19 protein-coding genes, 1 tRNA gene and 1 riboswitch are annotated in these 21734 nt (G+C 69.4%); of the genes, 19 read left to right on the top strand and 1 reads right to left on the bottom strand.

Annotated elements, in window-relative coordinates; all coding sequences use genetic code 11:
* Nucleotides 1-180: 180 nt before the first annotated feature.
* From clsA to E0H92_RS14960, 14 genes are all read left to right on the top strand, one after another.
* A complete protein-coding gene (gene clsA / locus E0H92_RS15025; RefSeq protein WP_131462115.1) occupies nt 181-777 on the top strand; it encodes a cardiolipin synthase ClsA in 597 nt (198 codons plus the stop codon).
* A complete protein-coding gene (locus E0H92_RS15020) occupies nt 774-1610 on the top strand; it encodes a DUF881 domain-containing protein (protein ID WP_238152701.1) in 837 nt (278 codons plus the stop codon). The genes clsA and E0H92_RS15020 overlap by 4 nt, the downstream gene beginning before the upstream one ends.
* A complete protein-coding gene (locus E0H92_RS15015) occupies nt 1607-1939 on the top strand; it encodes a small basic family protein (protein WP_130379362.1) in 333 nt (110 codons plus the stop codon). The genes E0H92_RS15020 and E0H92_RS15015 overlap by 4 nt, the downstream gene beginning before the upstream one ends.
* Before the next feature lie 2 nt (nt 1940-1941).
* Nucleotides 1942-2757, top strand: coding sequence for a DUF881 domain-containing protein (locus tag E0H92_RS15010; RefSeq protein WP_238173439.1), 816 nt, complete (start codon nt 1942-1944; stop codon nt 2755-2757).
* Between the two features lie 13 nt (nt 2758-2770).
* Nucleotides 2771-3154: a glycine cleavage system protein GcvH gene (gcvH, locus tag E0H92_RS15005; RefSeq protein ID WP_131462114.1), complete on the top strand. Its 384-nt coding sequence runs from the start codon at nt 2771-2773 to the stop codon at nt 3152-3154.
* Between the two features lie 126 nt (nt 3155-3280).
* Entirely contained in the window at nt 3281-3826 is a 546-nt protein-coding gene (locus tag E0H92_RS15000) for an FHA domain-containing protein (RefSeq protein ID WP_131293402.1), read from the top strand.
* Entirely contained in the window at nt 3813-4511 is a 699-nt protein-coding gene (ftsR, locus tag E0H92_RS14995; RefSeq protein ID WP_131496672.1) for a transcriptional regulator FtsR, read from the top strand. Before E0H92_RS15000 ends, ftsR begins: the two co-directional genes overlap by 14 nt.
* Before the next feature lie 62 nt (nt 4512-4573).
* A complete protein-coding gene (locus E0H92_RS14990; RefSeq protein WP_131462112.1) occupies nt 4574-5068 on the top strand; it encodes a bifunctional nuclease family protein in 495 nt (164 codons plus the stop codon).
* 285 nt (nt 5069-5353) lie between these two features.
* Nucleotides 5354-5860 (top strand): MerR family transcriptional regulator, encoded by a 507-nt coding sequence (locus E0H92_RS14985; protein ID WP_238173517.1) that lies wholly within the window; start codon nt 5354-5356, stop codon nt 5858-5860.
* A 15-nt stretch (nt 5861-5875) separates the two neighbouring features.
* Nucleotides 5876-6769 (top strand): dihydrodipicolinate synthase family protein, encoded by an 894-nt coding sequence (locus E0H92_RS14980; protein WP_131496670.1) that lies wholly within the window; start codon nt 5876-5878, stop codon nt 6767-6769.
* Between the two features lie 15 nt (nt 6770-6784).
* A riboswitch (glycine riboswitch) is annotated at nt 6785-6874 on the top strand.
* Between the two features lie 72 nt (nt 6875-6946).
* Entirely contained in the window at nt 6947-9787 is a 2841-nt protein-coding gene (gene gcvP, locus E0H92_RS14975) for an aminomethyl-transferring glycine dehydrogenase (RefSeq protein ID WP_131496669.1), read from the top strand.
* A 42-nt stretch (nt 9788-9829) separates the two neighbouring features.
* The gene (locus tag E0H92_RS14970) at nt 9830-11131 is read left to right on the top strand and encodes a serine hydrolase domain-containing protein (RefSeq protein WP_131496668.1); all 1302 of its coding nucleotides are present in this window, start codon (nt 9830-9832) and stop codon (nt 11129-11131) included.
* Nucleotides 11132-11155: 24 nt separating this feature from the next.
* Nucleotides 11156-11227: transfer RNA gene (locus tag E0H92_RS14965), tRNA-Lys, on the top strand.
* Between the two features lie 36 nt (nt 11228-11263).
* Complete coding sequence (locus E0H92_RS14960) at nt 11264-13504, top strand: hypothetical protein (protein WP_131496667.1); 2241 nt, start codon at nt 11264-11266, stop codon at nt 13502-13504.
* On the opposite strand, the gene E0H92_RS14955 is transcribed toward E0H92_RS14960, so the two are convergent.
* The gene (locus E0H92_RS14955; protein ID WP_131496666.1) at nt 13487-14767 is read right to left on the bottom strand and encodes a tetratricopeptide repeat protein; all 1281 of its coding nucleotides are present in this window, start codon (nt 14765-14767) and stop codon (nt 13487-13489) included. The two genes, E0H92_RS14960 and E0H92_RS14955, sit on opposite strands and share 18 nt — an antisense overlap.
* 174 nt (nt 14768-14941) lie before the next feature.
* Here E0H92_RS14955 and E0H92_RS14950 point away from each other — a divergent pair, with 174 nt between their 5' ends.
* The 5 genes from E0H92_RS14950 to E0H92_RS14930 are packed head-to-tail and all read left to right on the top strand — an operon-like array spanning nt 14942 to nt 21567.
* The gene (locus E0H92_RS14950) at nt 14942-16429 is read left to right on the top strand and encodes a pyridoxal phosphate-dependent decarboxylase family protein (RefSeq protein WP_131496665.1); all 1488 of its coding nucleotides are present in this window, start codon (nt 14942-14944) and stop codon (nt 16427-16429) included.
* Nucleotides 16426-18066 carry an IucA/IucC family protein gene (locus E0H92_RS14945; protein WP_131462104.1) on the top strand — a complete coding sequence of 547 codons (1641 nt, stop codon included), beginning with the start codon at nt 16426-16428 and terminating at the stop codon, nt 18064-18066. Before E0H92_RS14950 ends, E0H92_RS14945 begins: the two co-directional genes overlap by 4 nt.
* Nucleotides 18063-18593, top strand: coding sequence for a GNAT family N-acetyltransferase (locus tag E0H92_RS14940; RefSeq protein ID WP_238152699.1), 531 nt, complete (start codon nt 18063-18065; stop codon nt 18591-18593). Before E0H92_RS14945 ends, E0H92_RS14940 begins: the two co-directional genes overlap by 4 nt.
* Nucleotides 18581-19837: a lysine N(6)-hydroxylase/L-ornithine N(5)-oxygenase family protein gene (locus tag E0H92_RS14935; protein ID WP_131496664.1), complete on the top strand. Its 1257-nt coding sequence runs from the start codon at nt 18581-18583 to the stop codon at nt 19835-19837. The genes E0H92_RS14940 and E0H92_RS14935 overlap by 13 nt, the downstream gene beginning before the upstream one ends.
* Complete coding sequence (locus E0H92_RS14930; RefSeq protein ID WP_131496663.1) at nt 19834-21567, top strand: IucA/IucC family protein; 1734 nt, start codon at nt 19834-19836, stop codon at nt 21565-21567. Before E0H92_RS14935 ends, E0H92_RS14930 begins: the two co-directional genes overlap by 4 nt.
* Nucleotides 21568-21734: the final 167 nt, after the last annotated feature.

The following is a 21734-nucleotide window of genomic DNA, read 5'->3' as shown; positions in this document are numbered from 1 at the left end:
GCATCACCGGGGGGTCTCGATCGGGTCACCGGTTCGCAGCAGGCGTAGCGGCCGGCGAGCGGGCGCGTTCTGGTATCAGGGGAAAGTCGGGGCCTGCCCCGGGACGCCGGGCGTAAACCTGTCGGGCCTCCCCAGTACAGTTACGGACGGGAATCCAGGGTGGAGAGAGGGAGGGGTCGCGTGCCGGACTTGGAAGTGTCCGACCGGGTGTGGACGATCCCGAACGCACTCAGCTTCCTGAGGTTGCTGGGGGTGCCGCTGTTCCTGTGGCTGGTCCTCGGACCCAAGGAAGACGGCTGGGCGCTGCTCGTGCTGGCGGTGTCCGGGTTCACCGACTGGGCCGACGGCCAGATCGCCCGGCGGATGAACCAGACCAGTCGCCTGGGTCAGATGCTCGACCCGGTCGCCGACCGGCTGTACATCTTCGCGACCGTCATCGGCCTGGCGTTGCGCGACATCATCCCGTGGTGGCTGGCGATCGCGCTGCCGCTGCGCGACCTGCTGCTGACCTTCACGCTGCCGGCGCTGCACCGCCGCGGGTTCAACGCGCTGCCGGTGCATTTCCTCGGCAAGTCCGCCACGTTCTGCCTGCTGTACGCGTTCCCGCTGCTCCTGCTCGGCGACGGCGACAGCACCCTCAACCTGCTCGCCCGGGTCTTCGGCTGGGCGTTCGCGATCTGGGGGACCGGTCTGTACTACTGGGCCGGCGCGCTGTACTTCGCCCAGCTCCGGCACCTGATCCAGACGGTCAAACCGATCAAGGACACGGCCGGGTGACCCAGCAAGCCCCGCAGCAAGCACCTCCTCGGCGCGTCGACGCGTCGATGTCACTCCTGAACAACCTGATGGCGCATCCGCTCGACGAGGGGTACGCCGTCGCCGCCCGGACCGGCTCCGCCAGCAAGCAGACCCGGTCCCGGCACCGGGTGATGCTGGTGGTGGCCGCCGCGGTCCTCGGCTTCCTGCTCGCGGTCGCCGCCGCGCAGAACTACCGCAGCGCACCGGAGGCGGAGAAGCAGCGCAAGGAGCTGATCACCCGCATCAACCAGGCCGACAACCGGCTGACCGAGCTGCGCAACAACCAGTCCCGGCTCGCCGACGAGGTACGCCGGTTGCAGGCGAGCGGACTGAGCAACGACAGTACGGGCGCCGCGCTGCAGCAGAAGCTCGACGACCTGGAGTTGCAGACCGGAGTGATCGCGGCCACCGGCCCGGGGCTCAAAGCGGTGATCGACGACGCCAAGGACGCCGACGCGAAGGAAGGCCGGCTGCTCGACGTGGACCTGCAGCAGCTGGTCAACGGCCTGTGGACGTCCGGCGCGGAGGCGATCTCGGTGAACGGTCACCGGATCACGTCACTGACCGCGATCCGCGGCGCGGGCAGTGCGATCACCGTTGACTACAGTTCGCTGACCCCGCCGTACACGGTGCTCGCGATCGGGGACACCGCGACCATGCCGGCCCGGTTCGCGCAGAGCTCGGGCGGCCAGTGGGTGCAGTACCTGGTGAGCAACTTCGATGTCCGGATGACGATCACGACGGAGGACTCCTTGCTGGTCCCGGCCGATGCGACCATCGCGTTGCGCTACGCGAAGGTGAGAACGAGATGATCGCCGTACTCGGGCTGGTGATCGGTGTCGTCGTCGGTCTGCTGGTGGCGCCCGACGTCCCGGACTGGGCGCAGCCGTACCTGCCGATCGCGGTGGTGGCCGCGCTGGACGCGGTCTTCGGGGCGCTGCGGGCGTTCCTGGACGGGATCTTCGACGACAAGGTGTTCGTCGTGTCGTTCGTGTCCAACGTGCTGATCGCGGCCCTGATCGTGTACCTGGGCGACCAGCTCGGCGTCGGCTCGCAACTGTCCACCGGTGTGGTCGTCGTCCTCGGCATCCGCATCTTCACCAACATGGCCGCGATCCGCCGGCACATCTTCCGGGCCTGACCATGAGCGACGAGAAGCCGGTGACGCCGGCCAAACCGGAGCCGCCGGAGCCGCAGACCCCGACGCCGATGCCGAAGCCGCGGACGCCGAACCTGGCGCTGCGCCGGTTGCGGGCCGGGTTCAAGCCGTCCCGCGGTCAGGCGATCGTCGCCGTCGTCCTCGCCCTGGTGGCCTGTGTCGCGGTCGTGCAGGTCCGGGTGAACCGGGCCGACGACGGCTACCAGAACGCCCGCCGCGAGGACCTGATCGCGATCCTCGACGGACTCGGGCAGAACACCCGGCGGCTGGAGAGCGAGATCGCCGACCTGGAGGAGCGGAAGAACTCGCTGTCCTCCAGCGCGGACAAGGCGCAGACCGCCCGCGATCAGGCCGAGGCCCAGGTCCGCACCCTCGGCATCCTGGCCGGCACGCTGCCGGCGCAGGGACCGGGGGTCCGGATCACGCTGAACGACCCGCAGGGCAAGATGACGTCGAGCAACCTGCTGGACGCGATCGAGGAACTGCGGGACGCCGGCGCGGAGGCCATCCAGATCAACGGACAGGTCCGGGTGGTGGCCAGCACCGACTTCGTGGACGACGCCCCGGGGATCGGGATCGACGGCCAGAAGGTGAACTCGCCGTACGTCATCGAGGCGATCGGCGAGTCCCACAACCTGGCCGAGGCGGCCAACTTCCCCGGCGGTCTGGTCAGCGAGGTGACCGGTCCGCAGGTGGGCGGAACCGCCGAGGTCAACGAGCTCGAGACTGTCGCGATCACTGCCTTGCACGCGCCGGAGGAGCATCGTTACGCTCGCCCGGCGCCCAGCCCTACGAAGTAGAAACGAGGACAAGGTGTACCCCGAAGACCTGAAGTACACGGCCGAGCACGAGTGGCTGAAGGCCGGCGAGGAAGGCCCCGTGCGGGTCGGCATCACCGACTTCGCGCAGGACCAGCTCGGTGACATCGTGTACGTGCAGCTGCCGGACGTCGGCAGTGTGGTGCGGGCCGGCGACGCCTGCGGCGAGCTGGAGTCGACCAAGAGCGTGAGCGACCTGTACGCCCCGGTGAACGGCACGGTGACCGCCGTCAACGAGGCGCTCGCCGACCAGCCGGACCTGGTGAACAGCGACCCGTACGGCGAGGGCTGGCTGCTCGACATCGAGGTCGAGGACACCGCCGAGGTGGCGGCCCTGATGGACGCCGAGGCCTACAAAGGTCAGCTCGACCAGGGCTGATAAGTTACGGACCTCAACCGCCGGTCGAGGGTTGAGGTCCATTCTGTTTGTTCCGGAAAGTCACACTGTTACCACGGGGTCTATCGAAAACGTCGCCGGACCACCGGCGATCGGGAGGATCACAGCATGCCGTTCTGCAACCAGTGCGGGCACGAGAACTCCGAGGGCAGCAGGTTCTGCTCGCAGTGCGGAGCGATGCTGCCTGGCGCGGACCGCCCGGCGGCAGCCCCGGCGACGCCCCAGACGCAGCAGCCGACACCGGGTGTCACCGACACGGCGATGCTGACCCCGATCGGCGCCGAGCCGGAGCCGGAGCGCACCGGTGAGCCGCTGTCCGCGGACGACGCGGCCGCCGTCGGCGCGCTGCCGGCCGGGTCCGCTCTGCTGATCGTCCAGCGCGGGCCGAACGCGGGCAGCCGCTTCCTGCTCGACGTCGACGTGGTCACCGCCGGCCGGCACCCGGACAGCGACATCTTCCTCGACGACGTGACCGTGTCGCGCCGGCACGCCGAGTTCCGCCGGGACGCGTACGGCGTCAAGGTCCGCGACGTCGGCAGCCTGAACGGCACCTACGTCAACCGCGACCGGATCGACGAGGTCCAGCTGACCAACGGCGACGAGGTCCAGATCGGCAAGTACCGGCTGGTGTACTACGCCAGTGGCCAAGCCTGAGCCCAGCGAGGAGGGGCCTGTTGGCGGCCGCGGCATCGGAGAGGTGCTGCAGCTCCTGCAGGCCGAGTTCGCCGACGTCACGATCTCCAAGATCCGCTTCCTGGAGGCCGAGGGGCTGGTGACGCCTGCCCGGACGCCGTCCGGTTATCGCAAGTTCAGCGCCGCCGACCTCGACCGGCTGCGGTACGTGCTGACCGCGCAACGCGACCAGTACCTGCCGCTGAAGGTGATCAAGGAACACCTCGGTGCGATCGACCGCGGCCTGCAACCCGCCGCGGCCGGTCCGCCGGTCGCACCGAGTTCGTTGCCGCAGACACCAGGTCAGCCCGTCGCCGAGGACTTCGGTGCCGCGAGCACCGAGCTACGACTGACCCGGGACGAGTTGCTGGCCGCTGCCGGCGTACCGCCCGAACTGCTCGCCGAGCTGGAGAACCACGGCCTGGTCGTGGCCGGCGGCAACCACTACGGCGGGGACGCGATCGTGATCGCGCAGGTCGCGGCCGAGTTGGCGGCGTACGGCCTCGAGCCGCGGCACCTGCGCGCGTTCCGTACGGCGGCGGACCGCGAGGTCGGCCTGATCGAACAGGTCACCGGCCCGCGCCGTACCGAACAGACCGGTGAGCTGGCCGCCCTCACCGTCCGTCTGCACACCGCGCTGGTCCGCTCCCGCCTCCCGCGTCCGTAGGGCTGTCCACAGCGAACCCCCGCGGGCCTACCCGGGGCTTCGGCTCGGAGTAGGCTGAACGTGTGCGCGAAGTCGACGTGGTCGGAGTCCGGGTGGAGATGCCCTCGAGTCAGCCGATCGTGCTGCTGAAAGAGGTCGGAGGTGAGCGATACCTGCCGATCTGGATCGGTGCTGCCGAGGCGAGCGCGATCGCCTTCGCCCAGCAGGGCATGGAGCCGCCCCGGCCGCTGACCCACGACCTGTTCGCGGAAACCATCCGCGTCCTCGGGCACACCCTCAGCCAGGTCCGGATCGTGAACCTGACCGACGGCATCTTCGAGGCGATCCTGGTGTTCGACGACAAGACCGAGATCTCGGCCCGGCCGTCGGACTCGATCGCGATCGCGCTGCGGACCGGTACGCCGGTGTTCTGCGCCGAGGAGATCCTCGCCGAGGCCGGGATCCCGGTCCCGGAGAGTGAGACGAACGGCGCCGACGAGGTGCAGGAGGAAGAGGAGGTCGAGCGGTTCCGGGAGTTCCTCGACCAGGTCACCCCGGAGGACTTCGACAAGAGCTGAGAACCTAGGTAACGATTCGCACGACGGTCGCGACACGCTCTCGGCTCGACGCGGTTGTCGTTGACCCGGTTCGGGCGGCGGCTTACCGTGAAGAAGTCGTGGGGTGCTGTCACTCCACGGAGATGGCTCGTTCCAGTCGGTATCCAGGGAGGCTCAGGCGTGACACGCACCGGGGACACGGATCTGACGGCGCAGTCGACGTCCGACGCGCACGCAGAGGCTGTGGCAGCCGCTACTGCCACCGCCGGCGTTCAGGGTCTGCTGTTCGACGACGACCTGCGGCCGATGCCGGAGGACGTCGGGTTCCGGGGTCCGACGGCCTGCGCCGCGGCCGGGATCACCTACCGGCAGCTCGACTACTGGGCCCGGACCGGCCTGGTCTCCCCGTCCGTCCGCCCGGCGACCGGCTCGGGGACGCAACGGCTGTACGGTTTCCGTGACGTTCTGTTGCTGAAAGTGATCAAGCGGCTGCTCGACGCCGGGATCTCGCTGCAGCAGATCCGGACCGCGATCGCGCACCTCAGCAAGCGCGGTTTCGACGACCTGACCCAGATCACGCTGATGAGCGACGGCGCGTCGGTCTACATGTGCACGTCGCCCGACGAGGTCATCGACCTGCTGGCCGGCGGCCAGGGTGTGTTCGGGATCGCGCTCGGCGGTGTCTGGCGCGAGGTCGAGGGTTCGCTGTCCGAGCTGCCGACCGAGCGCGCCGACGGCCACGACGACGGCGACTCCGAGGGTCACTCCGGCGACGAACTCGCCGCCCGCCGCCGCGCCCGCATGACTGGCTGATCTAGTTTCTCCTCTGTGCGCCCACTCACTGCAGACTCGCTCCGCGGTGTGTGGGCGACTTTGTTGTTACCCCTGAACGCCGACGACTCGATCGATTTCAACCGGCTCGAGGCGCAGGTCGACACGCTGCGCCGGACGTCCGTCGACGGGCTCTACGCCCACGGGACGGCGGGGGAGTTCCAGACCCTGACCGAGGACGAGTTCGACCGCGTCAACGAGCTGCTGGCTGCCGCGGGTAAACCGTTCCAGATCGGCGCCAGCCACCCCTCCGCCCAGCTCCAACTGTCCCGCGTCCGGCGCGCGGCCGCCCTGGAACCTGGCGCGATCCAGGTGATCGTCCCGGACTGGCTTCCGCTGAATCCTCACGAGGTACTCGACTTCCTCCGCCAGGCCGCCGACGCGGCCGGTGACGTGCCGCTGGTGCTCTACAACCCGCCACATGCCAAGACGCAAGTCAGTGCTCGCCAGCTCACCGAACTGGCCGCAGCTGTGCCGAGCCTGATCGGGTTGAAGACCGCCGGCGGTGACAAGGCCTGGTTCGACGAGGCCACGCGGTCGGGGCTGGCGATCTTCGTCCCCGGGCACTTCCTGGCGAGTATGTCGTTACTCGGTGCGCACGGCAGCTACTCGAACGTGGCGGCGCTCTCGCCGAACGGCGCCGTACGGACGGCACACGATCTGGACGTCGAACGGCGGATCGCCGAGTTCTTCGCGGCCCACGTCGTACCGCTGCAAAAGGCCGGTCTGTCGAACCCGGCGCTGGACAAGTTCCTGGCCGCGGTCGGGGGCTGGGCCGACGTCGGCACCCGCGTGCGCCGGCCGATGCAGTCGGCGACGGCGGAGCAGGTCGAGGCGGCGCGGCCGGCCGCGCGGAGCCTGCTGCCCGAACTGTTCCAGGATTCCTGGTAGCCTCAAGGCAGCCGTTCACAGCACTCGGGAGAGACCCGTGTCATCGGGCGCCGAAGGGGCAATTCCTCCCCGGAACCTCTCAGGCCCATGGACCGAGTGTCGCAGGCGACTCTGGAGCGCAGCGCGCGTGACAGAGGGGGAGGCCACCGGCAGCGACAGTCAGCATCGGAGCCTCTAGTGAACGACACCCCGCAGCTTTCGGCGACCTTCGCCGACCGGCACATCGGTCCGCGCCCGGACGAGATCGCCCGGATGGTCCAGCTCCTCGGGTACGACGACGTCGACGCGCTGGTCGACGACGCGGTCCCGGCGTCGATCCGGTCCGCCGAGGCGCTGCGACTGCCCGAGCCGGCCTCCGAGGTCGACGCGCTGACCGAGCTCCGTCAGCTCGCGGCCCGCAACACCGTCGCGACCTCGATGATCGGCCAGGGGTACTACGGCACGTTCACCCCGTCGGTGATCGTCCGCCGCCTGGTCGAGAACCCGGCGTGGTACACGGCCTACACGCCGTACCAGCCGGAGATCTCCCAGGGCCGGCTCGAGGCGCTGCTCAACTTCCAGACCGTGGTCTCCGATCTGACCGGCCTGCCGACTGCCAACGCGTCGCTGCTCGACGAAGGCACCGCCGCCGCCGAGGCGATGACGCTGGCGCACCGCTCGAACAAGAAGAGCAAGTCCGACCGCTTCCTGGTCGACGCGGACACGTTCGCTCAGACGATCGCGGTCGTGCAGACCCGCGCAGAGGCGCTCGGTATCGAGGTTGTCGTCGCGGACACCACCGACGGTCTGCCCGAGGGCGACTTCTTCGGCCTTCTCGTGCAGTACCCGGGCTCCAACGGCGTCGTCCGCGACCTGAAGCCGCTGATCGAGGCGGCGCACGGGCGGGACACGCTGGTTGCCGTGGCCTCCGATCTGCTCGCGCTGACGGTGCTCGAGGCGCCGGGGGAGGCGGGCGCCGATATCGTCATCGGTTCCTCGCAGCGCTTCGGCGTACCGCTGTTCTACGGCGGCCCGCACGCCGGCTTCATGTCGGTCCGCTCCGGCCTGGAGCGGTCGTTGCCCGGTCGCCTCGTCGGCGTATCGGTCGACGCGGACGGCGCCCCGGCGTACCGGCTGGCGCTGCAGACCCGTGAGCAGCACATCCGTCGCGAGAAGGCGACGTCGAACATCTGTACGGCGCAGGTCCTGCTCGCGGTCGTCGCGTCGATGTACGCCGTCTACCACGGCCCGGACGGCCTGAAAGCGATCGCCGAACGGGTCCACGACCACGCCGGCAAGCTGGCCGCCTCGCTGCGTGCCGGCGGTGTCGAGGTCGTGCACGACGACTTCTTCGACACCGTCCTTGCCCGGGTCCCGGGCCGCGCCGCCGACGTCGTGGACGCCGCCCGGCAGAACGGGATCTGGCTGCGGCTCGTCGACGCGGACCACGTAGGCATCTCCTGCGACGAGAAGACCGACGTCGCGACGCTGACCCGGGTCTGCCAGTCCTTCGGCGTCCAGTACGACGACACGCTCGCGGCGGCCGGGGTCGCCGTACCGCGGACCACCGAGTACCTGACGCACCCGGTGTTCAACACGCACCGCTCCGAGACGGCGATGCTGCGGTACCTGCGCAAGCTGTCCGACAAGGACTACGCGCTGGACCGCGGCATGATCCCGCTCGGGTCCTGCACGATGAAGCTGAACGCGACCACCGAGATGGAGCCGGTCACCTGGCCGGAGTTCTCCGACCTGCACCCGCTCGCGCCGATCGAGGACGCGGCCGGCTACGTGAAGCTGATCGGTCAGCTGGAGCGCTGGCTGGCCGAGGTCACCGGGTACGCGAAGGTCTCGATCCAGCCGAACGCGGGCTCCCAGGGTGAGCTCGCCGGTCTGCTCGCGATCCGCGGGTACCACCGCGCGCAGGGCTCCGTGGACCGCAACGTCTGCCTGATCCCGGCGTCGGCGCACGGCACGAACGCCGCGTCCGCGGTGATGGCCGGGATGAAGGTCGTCGTTGTCAAGGGCAACGACGACGGCACGATCGACCTCGACGACCTGCGCGCGAAGGCCTCCGAGCACGCGGAGAAGCTCGCGGCGATCATGATCACGTACCCGTCCACGCACGGTGTGTACGAGGAGAGCGTCCGCGAGGTCTGCCAGATCGTCCACGACCACGGCGGTCAGGTGTACGTCGACGGCGCGAACCTGAACGCCCTGCTCGGGCTCGCGCAGCCGGGCGAGTTCGGCGGCGACGTCAGCCACCTGAACCTGCACAAGACGTTCTGCATCCCGCACGGCGGCGGTGGCCCGGGTGTCGGCCCGGTGGCGGTCGCCGCGCACCTGGCGCCGTACCTGCCGAACCACCCGCTGCTCGACCAGGCCGGTCCGGAGTCCGGCGTCGGCCCGATCAGCGCCGCGCCGTTCGGGTCGGCAGGCGTGCTGGCGATCTCGTGGGCCTACATCCGGATGATGGGCGCCGAGGGGCTGACCGCGGCGACGAAGGCCGCCGTCCTGACCGCGAACTACGTGGCGAAGCGGCTCGAGGACGCCTTCCCGGTGCTCTACACCGGCGAGAACGGCCTGGTCGCGCACGAGTGCATCCTGGACCTGCGGCCGATGACCAAGGAGACCGGGATCAGCGTCGACGACGTCGCGAAGCGGCTGATCGACTACGGCTTCCACGCGCCGACCATGTCGTTCCCGGTGGCCGGCACGCTGATGGTCGAGCCGACCGAGTCCGAGGACCTCGGGGAACTCGACCGCTTCTGCGACGCGATGATCGCGATCCGGCACGAGATCGACCGGGTCGCCGCGGGCGAGTGGCCGGCCGCCGACAACCCCCTCGTCAACGCGCCGCACACCGCGGAGTCGGTGATCAACGACAAGTGGGAGCACGCGTACACCCGCGAGGAGGCCGCCTTCCCACGCTCGGTCGACCGCGCCTCGAAGTACTGGCCCCCGGTCCGCCGGATCGACGGCGCGTACGGCGACCGCAACCTGATCTGCTCCTGCCCTGCACCGGAGGCCTTCGAGTAAGGCAGGCATACTGGTCCGTCCCCGACCTGCCTGGAGCCTCAGTTGACTGACGTACGCCCGGACACCGCCGCTGCTCTGTTCGCCGAGATCGCGACAGCGCAGGGGGAGTGGAAGTTGCCGTCGGTGAATGCCGGGGTGCTGCGGGACGGGGAGCTGGTGTGGACCGGGGCGCGCGGGCGGTTCGCGACGGCCGGAGGGGCGTTGCCGGGGCCCGATGTGCAGTACCGGATCGGGTCGATCACGAAGACGATGACGGCGGTCCTGATCATGCAGTGCCGCGACGACGGGCTGCTGTCGCTGAACGATGCCGTCGGCAAGCATCTGCCGGGGATCGCGTTCGGGGACCTGACGATCCGGCACCTGCTCGCGCACAGCGGCGGGATGAACGCGGAGCCCGAAGGCCCTTGGTGGGAACGGAATCCGGGCGTCACGTTCGACGAGCTGACCGCGGCGATGAACGACGCGCAGGCGGCCGGCCCGGCGGACCGGCGACACCACTACTCCAACCTCGGGTACGGCCTGCTCGGCGAGATCGTCGCGCGCCTGCGGGACCAGCCGTGGATGGAGCTCGTCCAGGCCCGGATCCTGGACCCGCTCGAGATGCGGCGTACGACGTACTTCCCGGCCGCCCCGGCCGCCGACGGTTTCTCGGTGCACCCGTTCAGCGGGCAGCTGGACCCGGAGCCGACGCACGACTCGGGCGCGATGTCGCCGGCGGGGCAGCTGTGGAGCACGATCGAAGACCTGGCGCGGTACGCGGCGTTCTGGATCGACCCGGTGCACGAGGTGCTGAGCCGGGACTCGGTCGACGAGATGGCGGCGCCGGTGGCGTCGGATCCGGGTGAGGGGCTGAACGCGTCGTACGGGCTCGGTCTGCGGCTGATCGCGGACGATCCGCACCTGCTGATCGGTCACACCGGTTCGATGCCGGGGTTCCTGGCGGGGCTGTTCGTCGACCGGGTCCGCCGGGTCGGTGCGGTGACGCTGGGCAACGCGACGTACGGCCGGGTTGCCTCGCTGGCTCCTGACCTGGTCCGCGTTCTGGTCCGGTACGAGCCGCCCATTACGCAGGAGTGGGTGCCGGAGCCGCCGCTGGCCCAGGGCGCCGACCTGCTCGGCCACTGGTACTGGGGCAACACGCCGCTGACGATCTCCGTCCGCGCCGGAATCCTGCAGCTCTCCGGCGGTCTCACGACCCGGCTGTCACCCCTCGCCCCCGACCTCTACCAGGGCCGCGACGGTTACCTGGCCGGCGAGAAGCTCCATGTGATCCGCAACGGCGAAACCATCACCCACCTGAATGTCGCGACGTTTGTCCTCACAAGAACGCCGTATGGTCGTTAGGCTGTAACGAAGTTGCCTAGACCACATGGAGTAGATCAGGGGTAGATCGCCCGGCTCTTCACCGGGAGGGCGCAGGTTCGAGTCCTGCCTCCATGTCGAAGCGCTGTTCCATCCAGAGAACGGGGGTTCCGGATGTACGCGACGGGCCGGCTCCAGCACGCGCTCGAACGGGCGCTGGTGGCGGACGATCCAGCGGTACGCCGGCGCGCCGCGGTCCGCGTCGATGCGTGGCGCAACGTTCTCGAGGGGATGGCGTCCGGCCGGCTGACGATCGGGTCGCGAACGCCGGTCGCCGACACGCCGGTGTGGGTCACGCTCGAAGTGGTGACCGGAGGGTTCGCGACCGGCCGGTACGTGGCGGAGTCGCCGCCGAGCGCCGACGAGCTCGCCCGGCTGCCGGAGAACGCGCCGGGGGAGACGGACCGGGAGCGGGTCAATCTCTGGTACCTCGGTGACGAAGGGCTCGCGGACCTCGGGCAGGCCATGCGCGCCGGGCGTTGCCGCGTCGACGTACCGGAGGAGTCGGCGCTGCTGGTGGTCGCCTGGCTGCTCGAACACGGGCACTTCGCCGCGGCACTTGACCTGGTGGCCGAACTGCGCCCGTTGATGCACCGGCTCCGTCTCACTCCGACGTTCGGTCCGTCGTCGGCTCCGGTCGGCGCAGTGGTACGGCGGCAGTCGGTGGATCAGGCCCGTGCTCAGTTGCGGCAGGCGAAGGTACCGCCGCGGATCGCCGCGATGCGGGAGACCCTTAAGGTCTGGAACCCGCTCTACGACCGGCTGGTCGCGCTGTGGTGCGACACGGTCGACGGTGACCTCCCTGAGCTGGTTTCAGGCGCGGTGAGCGGTGGCTGGCCGTGCCGGGTCTGGCCGGACGACTGGGTGGAGCGGCGTTGCCAGTGGCTGGATGACTACGCCACCGCAGCCGAGCTGCACCACGCACGGCACCCGAAGAGCAACTTCGCCCGGCTGCAGTCGGCGCTGGAGCGCTGTCCCGTCGACAGCTCGGCCCTGACCGGCCGCGAGGTCGGGTGGATCCGGCGCGCGCTGGCCAACACGGTCACCGCCCACGGCGCGCCCGGGTCCGAGGCCCGCGCGGTCTTGCGTACGGCACAGTACGGCGTGGCGGCGCGCCCGACGTACGCCACGTTGGCGCACGTACTGAGTACGCGGCTCGACCGTTTCCCGCGGGACGGAGGACTGCCTGCGCTCGACCCGATCGCGGGGGACGTCGACGGCGCGGAGCTCCCGTCGGCGGCGGGCGTGGCGATGCCGCCGCACCTGCTGGCGAAGGCCGCCCGGGCGCTCGAGGCGCCGATCGGGGAGTTGGTGGATCGCGGCGTCATCGGCTCGGGCGAGGTGCTCGCCGAGGTGCTGCCGCAGGTCACGTCACAGTTGCTGGCGGCAAATATCGCGGACCCGGCACTCGCCTCGGTGTACGCGCAGACGTACGCGGCCTTCCGGCGGCGGCGCAGTCTGCTGCTGCAGAACCTCGAACACCAGGTGCGGTTCGACGAGCTCCCGTGGATCTCCGCGGTCGCGCCGTACCGCGACCGCTCGCAGAAGGCGACGCGCGCCGCCGCGCAGACGCTTCGGGAGACCGCCGCCGTCGCGCTCGGCGCGTTCCCGCAGACGATCCTGCCGAACCCGCTGGTCCGCGAGTTCCGCGCGCTGGTCAGCCAGGCCGGTCTCGGACTGCCGCTCGTCGAGGAGGTCGCCGCGGACATCTTCATGGGCACGTTCACGGCGAAGTGGCGGGAGGCGGCGTCGGTCGCGAGCCGGGTACTGTCCGGGACGCTGTACGCGCGCTACTACGACCTCCCCGCCGCCTGGCCGGCCGCGGAGCAACGTTCGCGGATCCGCTGGCGCAAGCTGACGTCCGACGACTTCGCGGACCTGTGCCGCAGCCGTGCGCAGGAGGCTCACACTGCACAGACACCCGGGTACGTCGCCCAGAACGGCACCGTACTGGAGCAGAGCCAGATCCTGACCTCGCACAACCTCGCCGTACTCGTCGAGGCACTGGACCTGACCGACTGGCTCCGAGAGGTCGGCCCCGAACTCGCGGACCGCTCGTTCACCTGGGCGATCCAGCGCCAGACCCAACCGGTCTCACTCGCCGGCCTGAAGAACACGGCGTACGCGTGGCGTCAGGGGATCTTCTTCCTCAGCTACACCGACCCCACAGCCGTCCTGGCCAAGCTGCGAGAGCAGGCCGCCGTCCTCGGCCCACGCTTCGCCCCAGCCGTCACAGGCCTCATGGACATAGCCGCAGGCCACCACTTCGACACCAACGGCCGCACCCCCCGAGGCGGCCGCCGCCTCCTCGGCTGGACCACCGGCCCCCACTGGTGCTCAGCTTCGGCGGGCTGACAGCTCGTCGGCCTCCGCGGTGAAGCCCGCGTCCCGGAGCCGCTCCGAGGCGCTGGCGAGCGTGTGCGCGGTCAGGGCATCGGTGTGGTCGCGGACGACGGCGACAGCCTCGGCTGCGAACTCCAACGCGTGTGAGGTCTCCGTTGCGCGTCCGAGGTCGTCCAGCAGGTCGTCGTACTGCCGCGAATCGAGTGCCGCCAGCATCCGCCGTACGTCGAGACCGGTCCGGAGGACTGTCAGCGATTCTGTGGACTCGCCGACGACGCCCAGGCCGTGTCCGATCAGGTTGCACGCGTCCGCGTAGGCGGAGCGATGCTCGTCGCCTTGCGATGCCAGCTGCCGCCAGAGATCGAGGGCCTCGTGCCAAGACGTGATGCCGTCATCGACGTGGTCCAGGTTGGCCGAGCGGCTGCCGAGCACCCGAAGCGCCTCTGCGAGCTGGGGCCGGCGGTCCGGGCGCCGTGCGGCGAGCGTGCGCTCGTACTCGACCCACTCGCGTGTCGTCTGAAGCGAGTCCAGCGGACGGTCCAGGCGGCGCAGAGTCGTCGCCAGCCCTTCTGCGGTGTCTGCCGCCTGTTCGAGCTGGTCCGGATCTACTGGCACCAGGCGCCGGTAGAGCGTCGCCGCCTCCTCGGCTGCCGGGAGTGCTGCTTCCCACTGGCGCTTGTTCTGCAGACCGACCGCCAGGTTCGACAGGTGCAGCGCAAGCAGCTTCTCCTGCTCGGCGACCAGTGAGCGCTGGACGACGGTGGCCTCTTCGGTGAGCGGGACCAGTTCGTCCGCGCGCTTCAGGGCGCTGAGGGTGACGGTCAGCTTGTTGAGTGCTCTGGACAGCTCTTCGGCGCGGCTCGGGTCGATGGTGACGACGTCCCGCCAGGTCTCCACGGCCTCACGGGCGACCGGCTCTGCCTCCGCGTGCCTGTCCAGCCCGCGCAGCAGGTCCCGTTGCCAGTCCAGTGTCAGCGCGAAGCGCCAGGCCTGCTCAGGATGCTTGGCCGCGAACTTCCGGTAGTGGTACGCCGCGGACTGACCTTTCAGGCTCTGACCGAGCCTGACATAGGCGCCGGCCAAGGACCGGCGGACCCGGAAGCCCACGGGCCACAGCCCGACGACCATGAGCAGCAGGCCGAGGGTGATCAGCCAATGGCCGTACCGCCAGCCCACGATCCAGCCGGCCACGCCACCGACGATCGCGACCTCACCGGCCGACAGCAGGCCGGACCGAACGTAGAACCCGCGCAGACTCCCCGACTCCGCCGCCATGGTCGCCCCCTTCGCCTCTTGCGGGGTTTGATGTATCGAGGGGCTCGGTGGTTGCGTCGATCGTGAGGATCGCCACTCCGGACGTGGTCGAGTTGACACCGTGGGTGCGTGGGACAAAGGTTAGGTCTGCCTTAGTAAGGGTTGCCTTACTCGACAACTTCCCGGGAGATCTGGATGTCGCAGCCCGCGCGTCTCACCGCGCTGCCCGCACCTGTTCGCGATCCGTTCGCCGCTCGCTGGCCGCTGGCCTCGACGGTCTCGGACCGTGAGCGCGGACCGTTGCCGCACGGTTCGCCGGGAGCGGTACTGCGGCGCGCCGCCGAGGTCCTGGGGGAGCCGCGGATCCCGTCGACCGGGGTGGGGGAGTCGGCCGCGCTCGACCTGATCGCTGGTCTGCTCGACGAGCACGGGATCGACCTGAGCCACCCGCACGCCGCGGCGCACCTGCAGCCGCCGGTCCTGCAGGTCGCGGTCGACGCGGACGCGCTGGCGTCGGCCTCGAACGCCTCGATGGACACCTACGATTCCGGTCCCGCGACGCTCGCGATCGAGCAGTGGGTCGTCCGCGCGCTGGCGTCGCTGGCCGGGTTCGGTCCGCAGGCGGACGGCGTACTCACCCCCGGCGGCTCGATCTCGAACCTGCTCGCGATCCTGATCGCCCGCGACAGCGCGGCCGCCGCCGCGGGGATCGACGTCCGGCGGAACGGCCTGCAGGGCTTCGACCGGCCGGTCGTGTTCTGCTCCGAGCTCGCCCACTTCTCGGTCCAGCGAGCCTGCGCCGCCCTCGGGCTCGGTGAGCAGGCCGCGATCACGATCCCCTCGGACGACAACTTCCGGATGCGGACCGATGTCCTGGCCGAGGAGCTGGCGATGCCCGGACGGACGCCGGTGGCGGTGATCGCTACCGCCGGTACGACGGACTTCGGATCGGTGGACCCGATCGCGCCGATCGCCGCGTTGGCCCGGCAGTACGGCGCCTGGCTGCACGTCGACGCGGCGTACGGGTTCGGGGCGCTGTTCTCGGACCGGCTGGCGCCGCTGCTCGCCGACGTACCGCTCGCGGACTCGGTGACGCTGGACCTGCACAAGATCGGCTGGCAGCCGGCCGCGACCAGCGTGCTGCTGGTGGCGGACCGGAGCCGGTTCGCGGCGTTCGACCGCTCGGTGGACTACCTGAACCCGGCCGACGACATCGACTCCGGGCTGGACGGGCTGCTCGGCCGCAGCCTGCAGACCACGCGCCGGCCGGACGCGGTGAAGGTTGCCACCACGCTGACGGCATACGGACGGGCCGGACTGGGAACGATGGTCGACACCTGTCACGAGCTCGCGCACGCCGCCGCGGCCCGGGTCGTTGCCGACAGCAACCTCGAGTTGCTGGCGCCGGTGACCCTGACCACGGTGCTGTTCCGGGTCGCGGGGCAGGGCCTGGACGCGTCCGGACTGGACGCGGTCCAGGGCGAGGTCCGGCGCCGGTTGCTGACCTCCGGGCGGGTGCTGATCGGCCGGACCAAGCTGCCGGCCCGCGGCGGCCGCCCGGCGGCGGTCGCGTTGAAGCTGACGCTGCTGAACCCGAACGCCACCGCGACGGACATCGAGGACCTGCTCGACCAGGTCGTGGCCACCGGCCTCGACGTCCTGACCGGCGAAGGAGCGGCGTGACTAGTGCGGCTGATAGTGCGGCTGATACTGCGGCAGACGCGCATCTGAACGCGATCCTGCGGTGCTACACCCGGGAGTCGTCCGTGCCGGTCGCGGTCGGGCCGCTGACCCTGGAGGCCGGCGGCTCGACGGTGACGGCGCGGGTGGAGCATGCGTCGCGGACCGGGCTGCACCAGTTCACCGACGTCCAGGTGGACGGCGTACCCGCCGAACCCGAGGAGCTCGTGCGGTTGCTGTCCGCGGACGCGGATCCGGCCGAGATCGACGACCTCGCGGCGCGGACGGCGGAGTCGGTGCGCAACGTCGCGCTCTTCGTCGAGCTGGCCGACGGGCAGCGCGGCCCGGGGCGTTTCCTCGAACTCGAACAGGCGCTGCTGTTCGGGCACCTGAACCACCCGGCGCCGAAGAGCCGGGACGGACTGAGCGGTGACGAGCTGGCGGCGTACTCGCCGGAGCTCGGTGGCCGTTTCGCAGTGCACTGGTTCGAAGCCGACGCCGAACTGGTGTCGTCGGACCAGGTGGCCGGCGCGCCCTCGCTGCAGGGACTGGACGCTGTGCAGCTGATGGGCGCGCTGGCCGGTATCACCCCGTCGCCGGGCCGGGTGCTGATCCCGGCCCATCCGTGGCAGGCGGCAGCGGTGGCGCAGCGTCCGCGCGTCGCCTCGCTGATCTCGGCCGGTCGTGTGAAGGCACTGGGACCCGGCGGTGCCCAGTGGTACCCGACGTCCAGCTTGCGGACCGTGTTTCACCCGGACCTGCCGGTGATGCTGAAACTCTCGCTCGGTCTGCGGATCACGAACTCGCGGCGGGAGTCGACACCGACCGAGCTGCGGCGCGGGCTGGAGATCAATCGATTGCTCGACGCGGCGTACAACGCGGGGACGGCGACCGCGCACCCGCGCTTCACCATCGTTCGCGACCCGGCCTGGGTGGCTCTTGACGAGGGTGGGCCTTTGTTGACCGGCCTGGACGTCGCCGTTCGAGAGGTTCCGGCGGACGTCAACAGCTACGCCTGCTTGGCAGGGCTCGTCGCGCCACGTCCTGGCGGTGTGAGCCGGTTGAGTGCTTTTGCCGCCGAGGATCCGTTGGGCTGGACGGCGGCGTACATCGACAACGTGCTGATCCCGATGCTGCACCTGTACGCCGAGACGGGCATCGGGCTCGAGGCGCATCAGCAGAACACGCTGGTGCGGCTGGACGGCGCGGGGCGGATCAAGGGTGGTGCGTACCGGGACAACCAGGGGTACTACCTCGCCTCGTCGTACCTGCGTGGATTGTTGACAATCACCGGCCTGCGCGACTCGACGTTGGCGGTTGTCGACGACCCGATTGTCGACGATCGACTGACCTACTACCTGCTGCACAACCAGGCGCTGGCCGTGGTGGGCTGTCTGGCGGCGGACGGGATCGCGGACGAGGGTGAGCTGCTCGGTGTGGTGCGCGAGCGGCTGACACTCGCTCTGCCGCTGCTCAAGGCTGCTGGACCTTCTGGGGATCGGCTGGCGCGGCGCTGGCTCGAAGCGAAGACGCTGCCGTGCAAGGCGAACATGCTGACCCGGCTGCGGGGCATTGACGAGGTAGTGGCGCCACTGGACGCACAGTCCGTCTACCTCGACATCCCTAACCCGCTGTTGTGACCTCATTCGACCTGCGGCCGGCAGGCCCGTCCGACGCCCCGCGGATCGCCCTGTGGATGGCGCAGCCGCACATCCGGCGCTGGTGGCATCAGGGCTGGTCGGTGGAGCGCTGGGCGCAGGAGATCGAGCAACAGGCGGCGGGGGAGCACTCCACGCCGTACCTGGTCGCGGCGGACGCGGAGGAGTTCGCGTACGTCGAGTTGTACCGGGTCCGGCACGACCGCCTTGCGGAGTACTACGCGTACGGCGAGGAGGACAGGGGCGTGCACGTGGCGATCGGTGACATCGCGCGCGTCGGCCAGGGCCTCGGGCGGCGGCTCCTGCGATGGCTCGTCGACGAGGTGCTGCGCGCGGAGCCGGCCTGTGCCCAGGTGGTCGCCGAACCGGATATCGAGAACACCCCTTCGGTCCGCGCGTTCGCCGCGGCCGGATTCGTCCAGCACGGGCAGCTACAGCTACCCGAGAAGACAGCACTACTGATGGTCCGTACCCGGGCCGTGCAGGGAGGCATGACATGTACGACGTGATTGCGATCGGCTGCGGGCCGTTCAACCTCGGACTGGCCGCACTGGCGGACGGCGTGGACGACGTACAGCTGGCTGTGCTCGACAGCCGGCCTGAGTTCACCTGGCATCGCGGGCTGATGTTCGAGGACGCGATGCTGCAGGTGTCGTTCCTGGCGGATCTGGTGTCGTTGGTCGAGCCGGCGCACCACCTGTCGTTTCTGTCGTACTTGAAGGACAACGACCGGCTGTATCAGTTCTACGTGCGGGAGAAGTTCCATCCGACGCGGCGGGAGTACGAAACGTACCTGCGGTGGTGTGCGGCACAGCTGGACTCACTGCACTTCGGTCACCACGTGCGGGAAGCGGTGTGGAACGGTACATCGTTTGAGCTGACCGTGGAGCGCGGTGACAGCGTCGAGCAGTTCGAGGCTCGGCACCTGGTGGTCGGCGTCGGCACCGAGCCGTTCGTACCTGCCGCGCTGGCAGGGCTCCCTACGGAACGATTCGCACACTCTGCCGACTACCTGTTCCGCAGGGACGATCTGCTGCGCACAGGTCGGGTGACGGTGGTCGGCTCGGGACAGTCGGGCGCTGAGTGCTTCTTGGACCTGCTCCGCTCCGATGCTCCGGCAGTCTCCTGGCTGACACGCACGGCGGCGTTCACACCCCTGGACTACTCGAAGCTTGTGCTGGAGATGACGACACCGTCGTACGTCGACTACTTCCACGCTCTGGACGAGCCCGTGCGTGACCAACTGGTGAAGGACCAGTGGCGGCACTACAAGGGCATTTCGTCGGAGACCCTGGAGGACATCCACGACATCCTTTACTCGCGGGACCTGAGCGCCGCTCCGGTCGAGCTGCAGGTAGGAGTCGGCGTCGTGTCCGCAGTCGCTCGTGCCGACGGTCTCGAGTTGACGATGCTCCACGCCGACAGCGGCAAGACCTTCCAGCACATGACCAGCGCCGTCGTCGCGGCAACCGGCTATCGGAACCGTCCGCTGCCGTTCCTGGAGTCGCTGCAGTCGCAGATCGATCACGACGCTGCCGGGCGCTGGATCATCAACCGCGACCACAGCGTGCGAGGGGCCTTGGAGGGGCGGATCTTCGTCGCGAACGCCGACCTGCACAGCCACGGCGTCGCGGCACCGGACCTCGGCATCGGAGCGATCCGCAACGCGACCATCCTGAACAGCGTGGCCGGCCGAGAGGTGTTCCGGCTGCCCAAGTCCACCGCGTACACGACGTTTGCGATCCCTGGATGAGTGTCTGGACCCAGTGCTCGTCGGAGTTGCTGGCGAAGCTGATCTCCCAGTTCTGCACGGAAGGGCTGCTGGAGCCCGTCGACAACCGTCTGGAGCTCGGGGCGGTCTCCTACGTGTTCGAGGCGACGCGTGGTGGCTTCGGCAGTTGGCGGGTCGATCCGACGTCGATCCGACGTACGACGGCCGGCATTCTCGGCAACGACGAGAGTGAGATCGCCACCGACCCGATCCGGTTCTTCGTCGACGCTGCCGACGTACTAGGGGTCGACGGGTCCACTGTGGCCGGGTACGTCGCCGAGCTGACGAGCACGCTCGCGGCCGACGTACGGATGGCCTCTACGGCGCTGCCCGCTGCTGAGTTGCTTGAGCTGCACCACACGCGGCTGGAAGGACACCTGACCGGGCACCCGCTCCTGGTCGCCAATAAGGGTCGCCTGGGCTTCTCAGCCGCCGACAGCGAGCAGTACGCCCCAGAAGCCCGTACGCCGCTGCACCTCGTCTGGCTCGCCGTACGACGAGGTCTCGCCGAGTTCCGCGGTACGCCGGACCTCTCGGAACACTCGGTCATCGCGAGGGAGCTGGACCCGGAGACCATAGCGGCGTTCCGCGCGCAGCTGGACGACCCGGACGCGTACGTCTGGCTCCCGTGCCACCCGTGGCAGCTGGACCACGTCATCCGCACCCAGTGGGCCCGCGAACTCGCCACCGGGGAGATCGTGGTGCTGGGGGAGAGCCCCGACGAGTACCTCCCGACCCAGTCGATCCGCACGATGGTCAACATCTCGAACCCTTCGCGCTACCAGGTCAAGCTCCCCCTGAAAATCCTGAACACCTCGGTCTACCGCGGCATCCCCGAACACTGCACACTCGCCGCCCCGATGATCACCCAATGGCTCCGCGGCCTGTGGTCCCGCGACGAAACCTTCCAGCAACTAGGCACCGAACTCCTCGGCGAGGTCGCCTCCGTCACCGTCCCCCACCCCGAACTCTCCACCCACCCCGGCATCCCCTACCAGTGGACCGAAACCCTGGGCGTCATCTGGCGCGACCCCGTCGACCCCCGCCTCCAAGCCGGCGAGACGGTGTGGCCGTTGGCCGCCGTACTCCATCCTGGCTTCGCATCAGCCGCGATCGCTCGCTCCGGCACCAACGCCGAAACCTGGCTCGCCCACCTCCTCTCCACCCTCCTACGCCCCCTCCTCCACCTACTTCACCACTACGGCATCACGGTCAACCCACACGGTGAAAACCTCGCCGTCATCTGCTCACCCACCGGCCTCCCCACCCGCCTCGTCATCAAGGACCTGGTCGACGACATCAACCTCTCCACCGACCCCATAGTTGCCCGAGGCCCCGAACCCGACTCCCACACGAGAGTCCTCCCCAGAAAACCCTGGCCCATCCTCCGCCAGTACGTCGTAGACGCCCTCCTCCTAGGCGTCCTCAACCCCCTCGCCGCCCACCACCTGATCCCGGAAGAAACCTTCTGGGGTGTAGTTCGCGGCGAAGTACACCGCTACACCGAAAAACACCCCGAATACACCGCCCGACTGGCGGCGACCGCGCTGACCGCTGAGTCGTTCCTGCGTTATCCCTTGAACGGATACCGCCTGACACTCGGTTACACCGACCTGGACACCCGTCCACCGATACCGGTAACCGGCACCATTCCAAACCCCTTGCACACCGTTCAGTCGGTGTATTTAGAAATGATCTTGCCAACGGAATAAGTCAGCGCCCACAATCTCCAGTGAACTCGTTGCCGTCGCGCAGGGGGCGCGGCGGAAGAGCAGATGGGGAGGGCGATCGTGCCTCAGTCCGCCACGCAGGCCGGCCAGAATTTCTGCGGCCGGCAATTCATGAAATGCCGTCAGGCTGCCCGCTGGAAATTCTCGCA

Origin of the sequence: Kribbella speibonae (assembly GCF_004331375.1) — a bacterium.
In the GTDB taxonomy this organism is placed as follows: domain Bacteria; phylum Actinomycetota; class Actinomycetes; order Propionibacteriales; family Kribbellaceae; genus Kribbella; species Kribbella sindirgiensis.
This window is presented reverse-complemented; position numbering and strand designations above follow the sequence as displayed.

What these genes read in the sequence shown, in the direction of transcription:
- E0H92_RS14960 (WP_131496667.1), top strand. Translation starts at nt 11,264, where the DNA reads ATGTACGCGACGGGCCGGCTCCAGCACGCGCTCGAACGGGCGCTGGTG.
- E0H92_RS14935 (WP_131496664.1), top strand. Translation starts at nt 18,581, where the DNA reads ATGTACGACGTGATTGCGATCGGCTGCGGGCCGTTCAACCTCGGACTG.
- E0H92_RS14985 (WP_238173517.1), top strand. Translation starts at nt 5,354, where the DNA reads ATGCCGGAGGACGTCGGGTTCCGGGGTCCGACGGCCTGCGCCGCGGCC.
- E0H92_RS15015 (WP_130379362.1), top strand. Translation starts at nt 1,607, where the DNA reads ATGATCGCCGTACTCGGGCTGGTGATCGGTGTCGTCGTCGGTCTGCTG.
- E0H92_RS14955 (WP_131496666.1), bottom strand. Translation starts at nt 14,767, where the DNA reads ATGGCGGCGGAGTCGGGGAGTCTGCGCGGGTTCTACGTTCGGTCCGGC.
- E0H92_RS14950 (WP_131496665.1), top strand. Translation starts at nt 14,942, where the DNA reads ATGTCGCAGCCCGCGCGTCTCACCGCGCTGCCCGCACCTGTTCGCGAT.
- E0H92_RS15000 (WP_131293402.1), top strand. Translation starts at nt 3,281, where the DNA reads ATGCCGTTCTGCAACCAGTGCGGGCACGAGAACTCCGAGGGCAGCAGG.
- E0H92_RS14930 (WP_131496663.1), top strand. Translation starts at nt 19,834, where the DNA reads ATGAGTGTCTGGACCCAGTGCTCGTCGGAGTTGCTGGCGAAGCTGATC.
- E0H92_RS15010 (WP_238173439.1), top strand. Translation starts at nt 1,942, where the DNA reads ATGAGCGACGAGAAGCCGGTGACGCCGGCCAAACCGGAGCCGCCGGAG.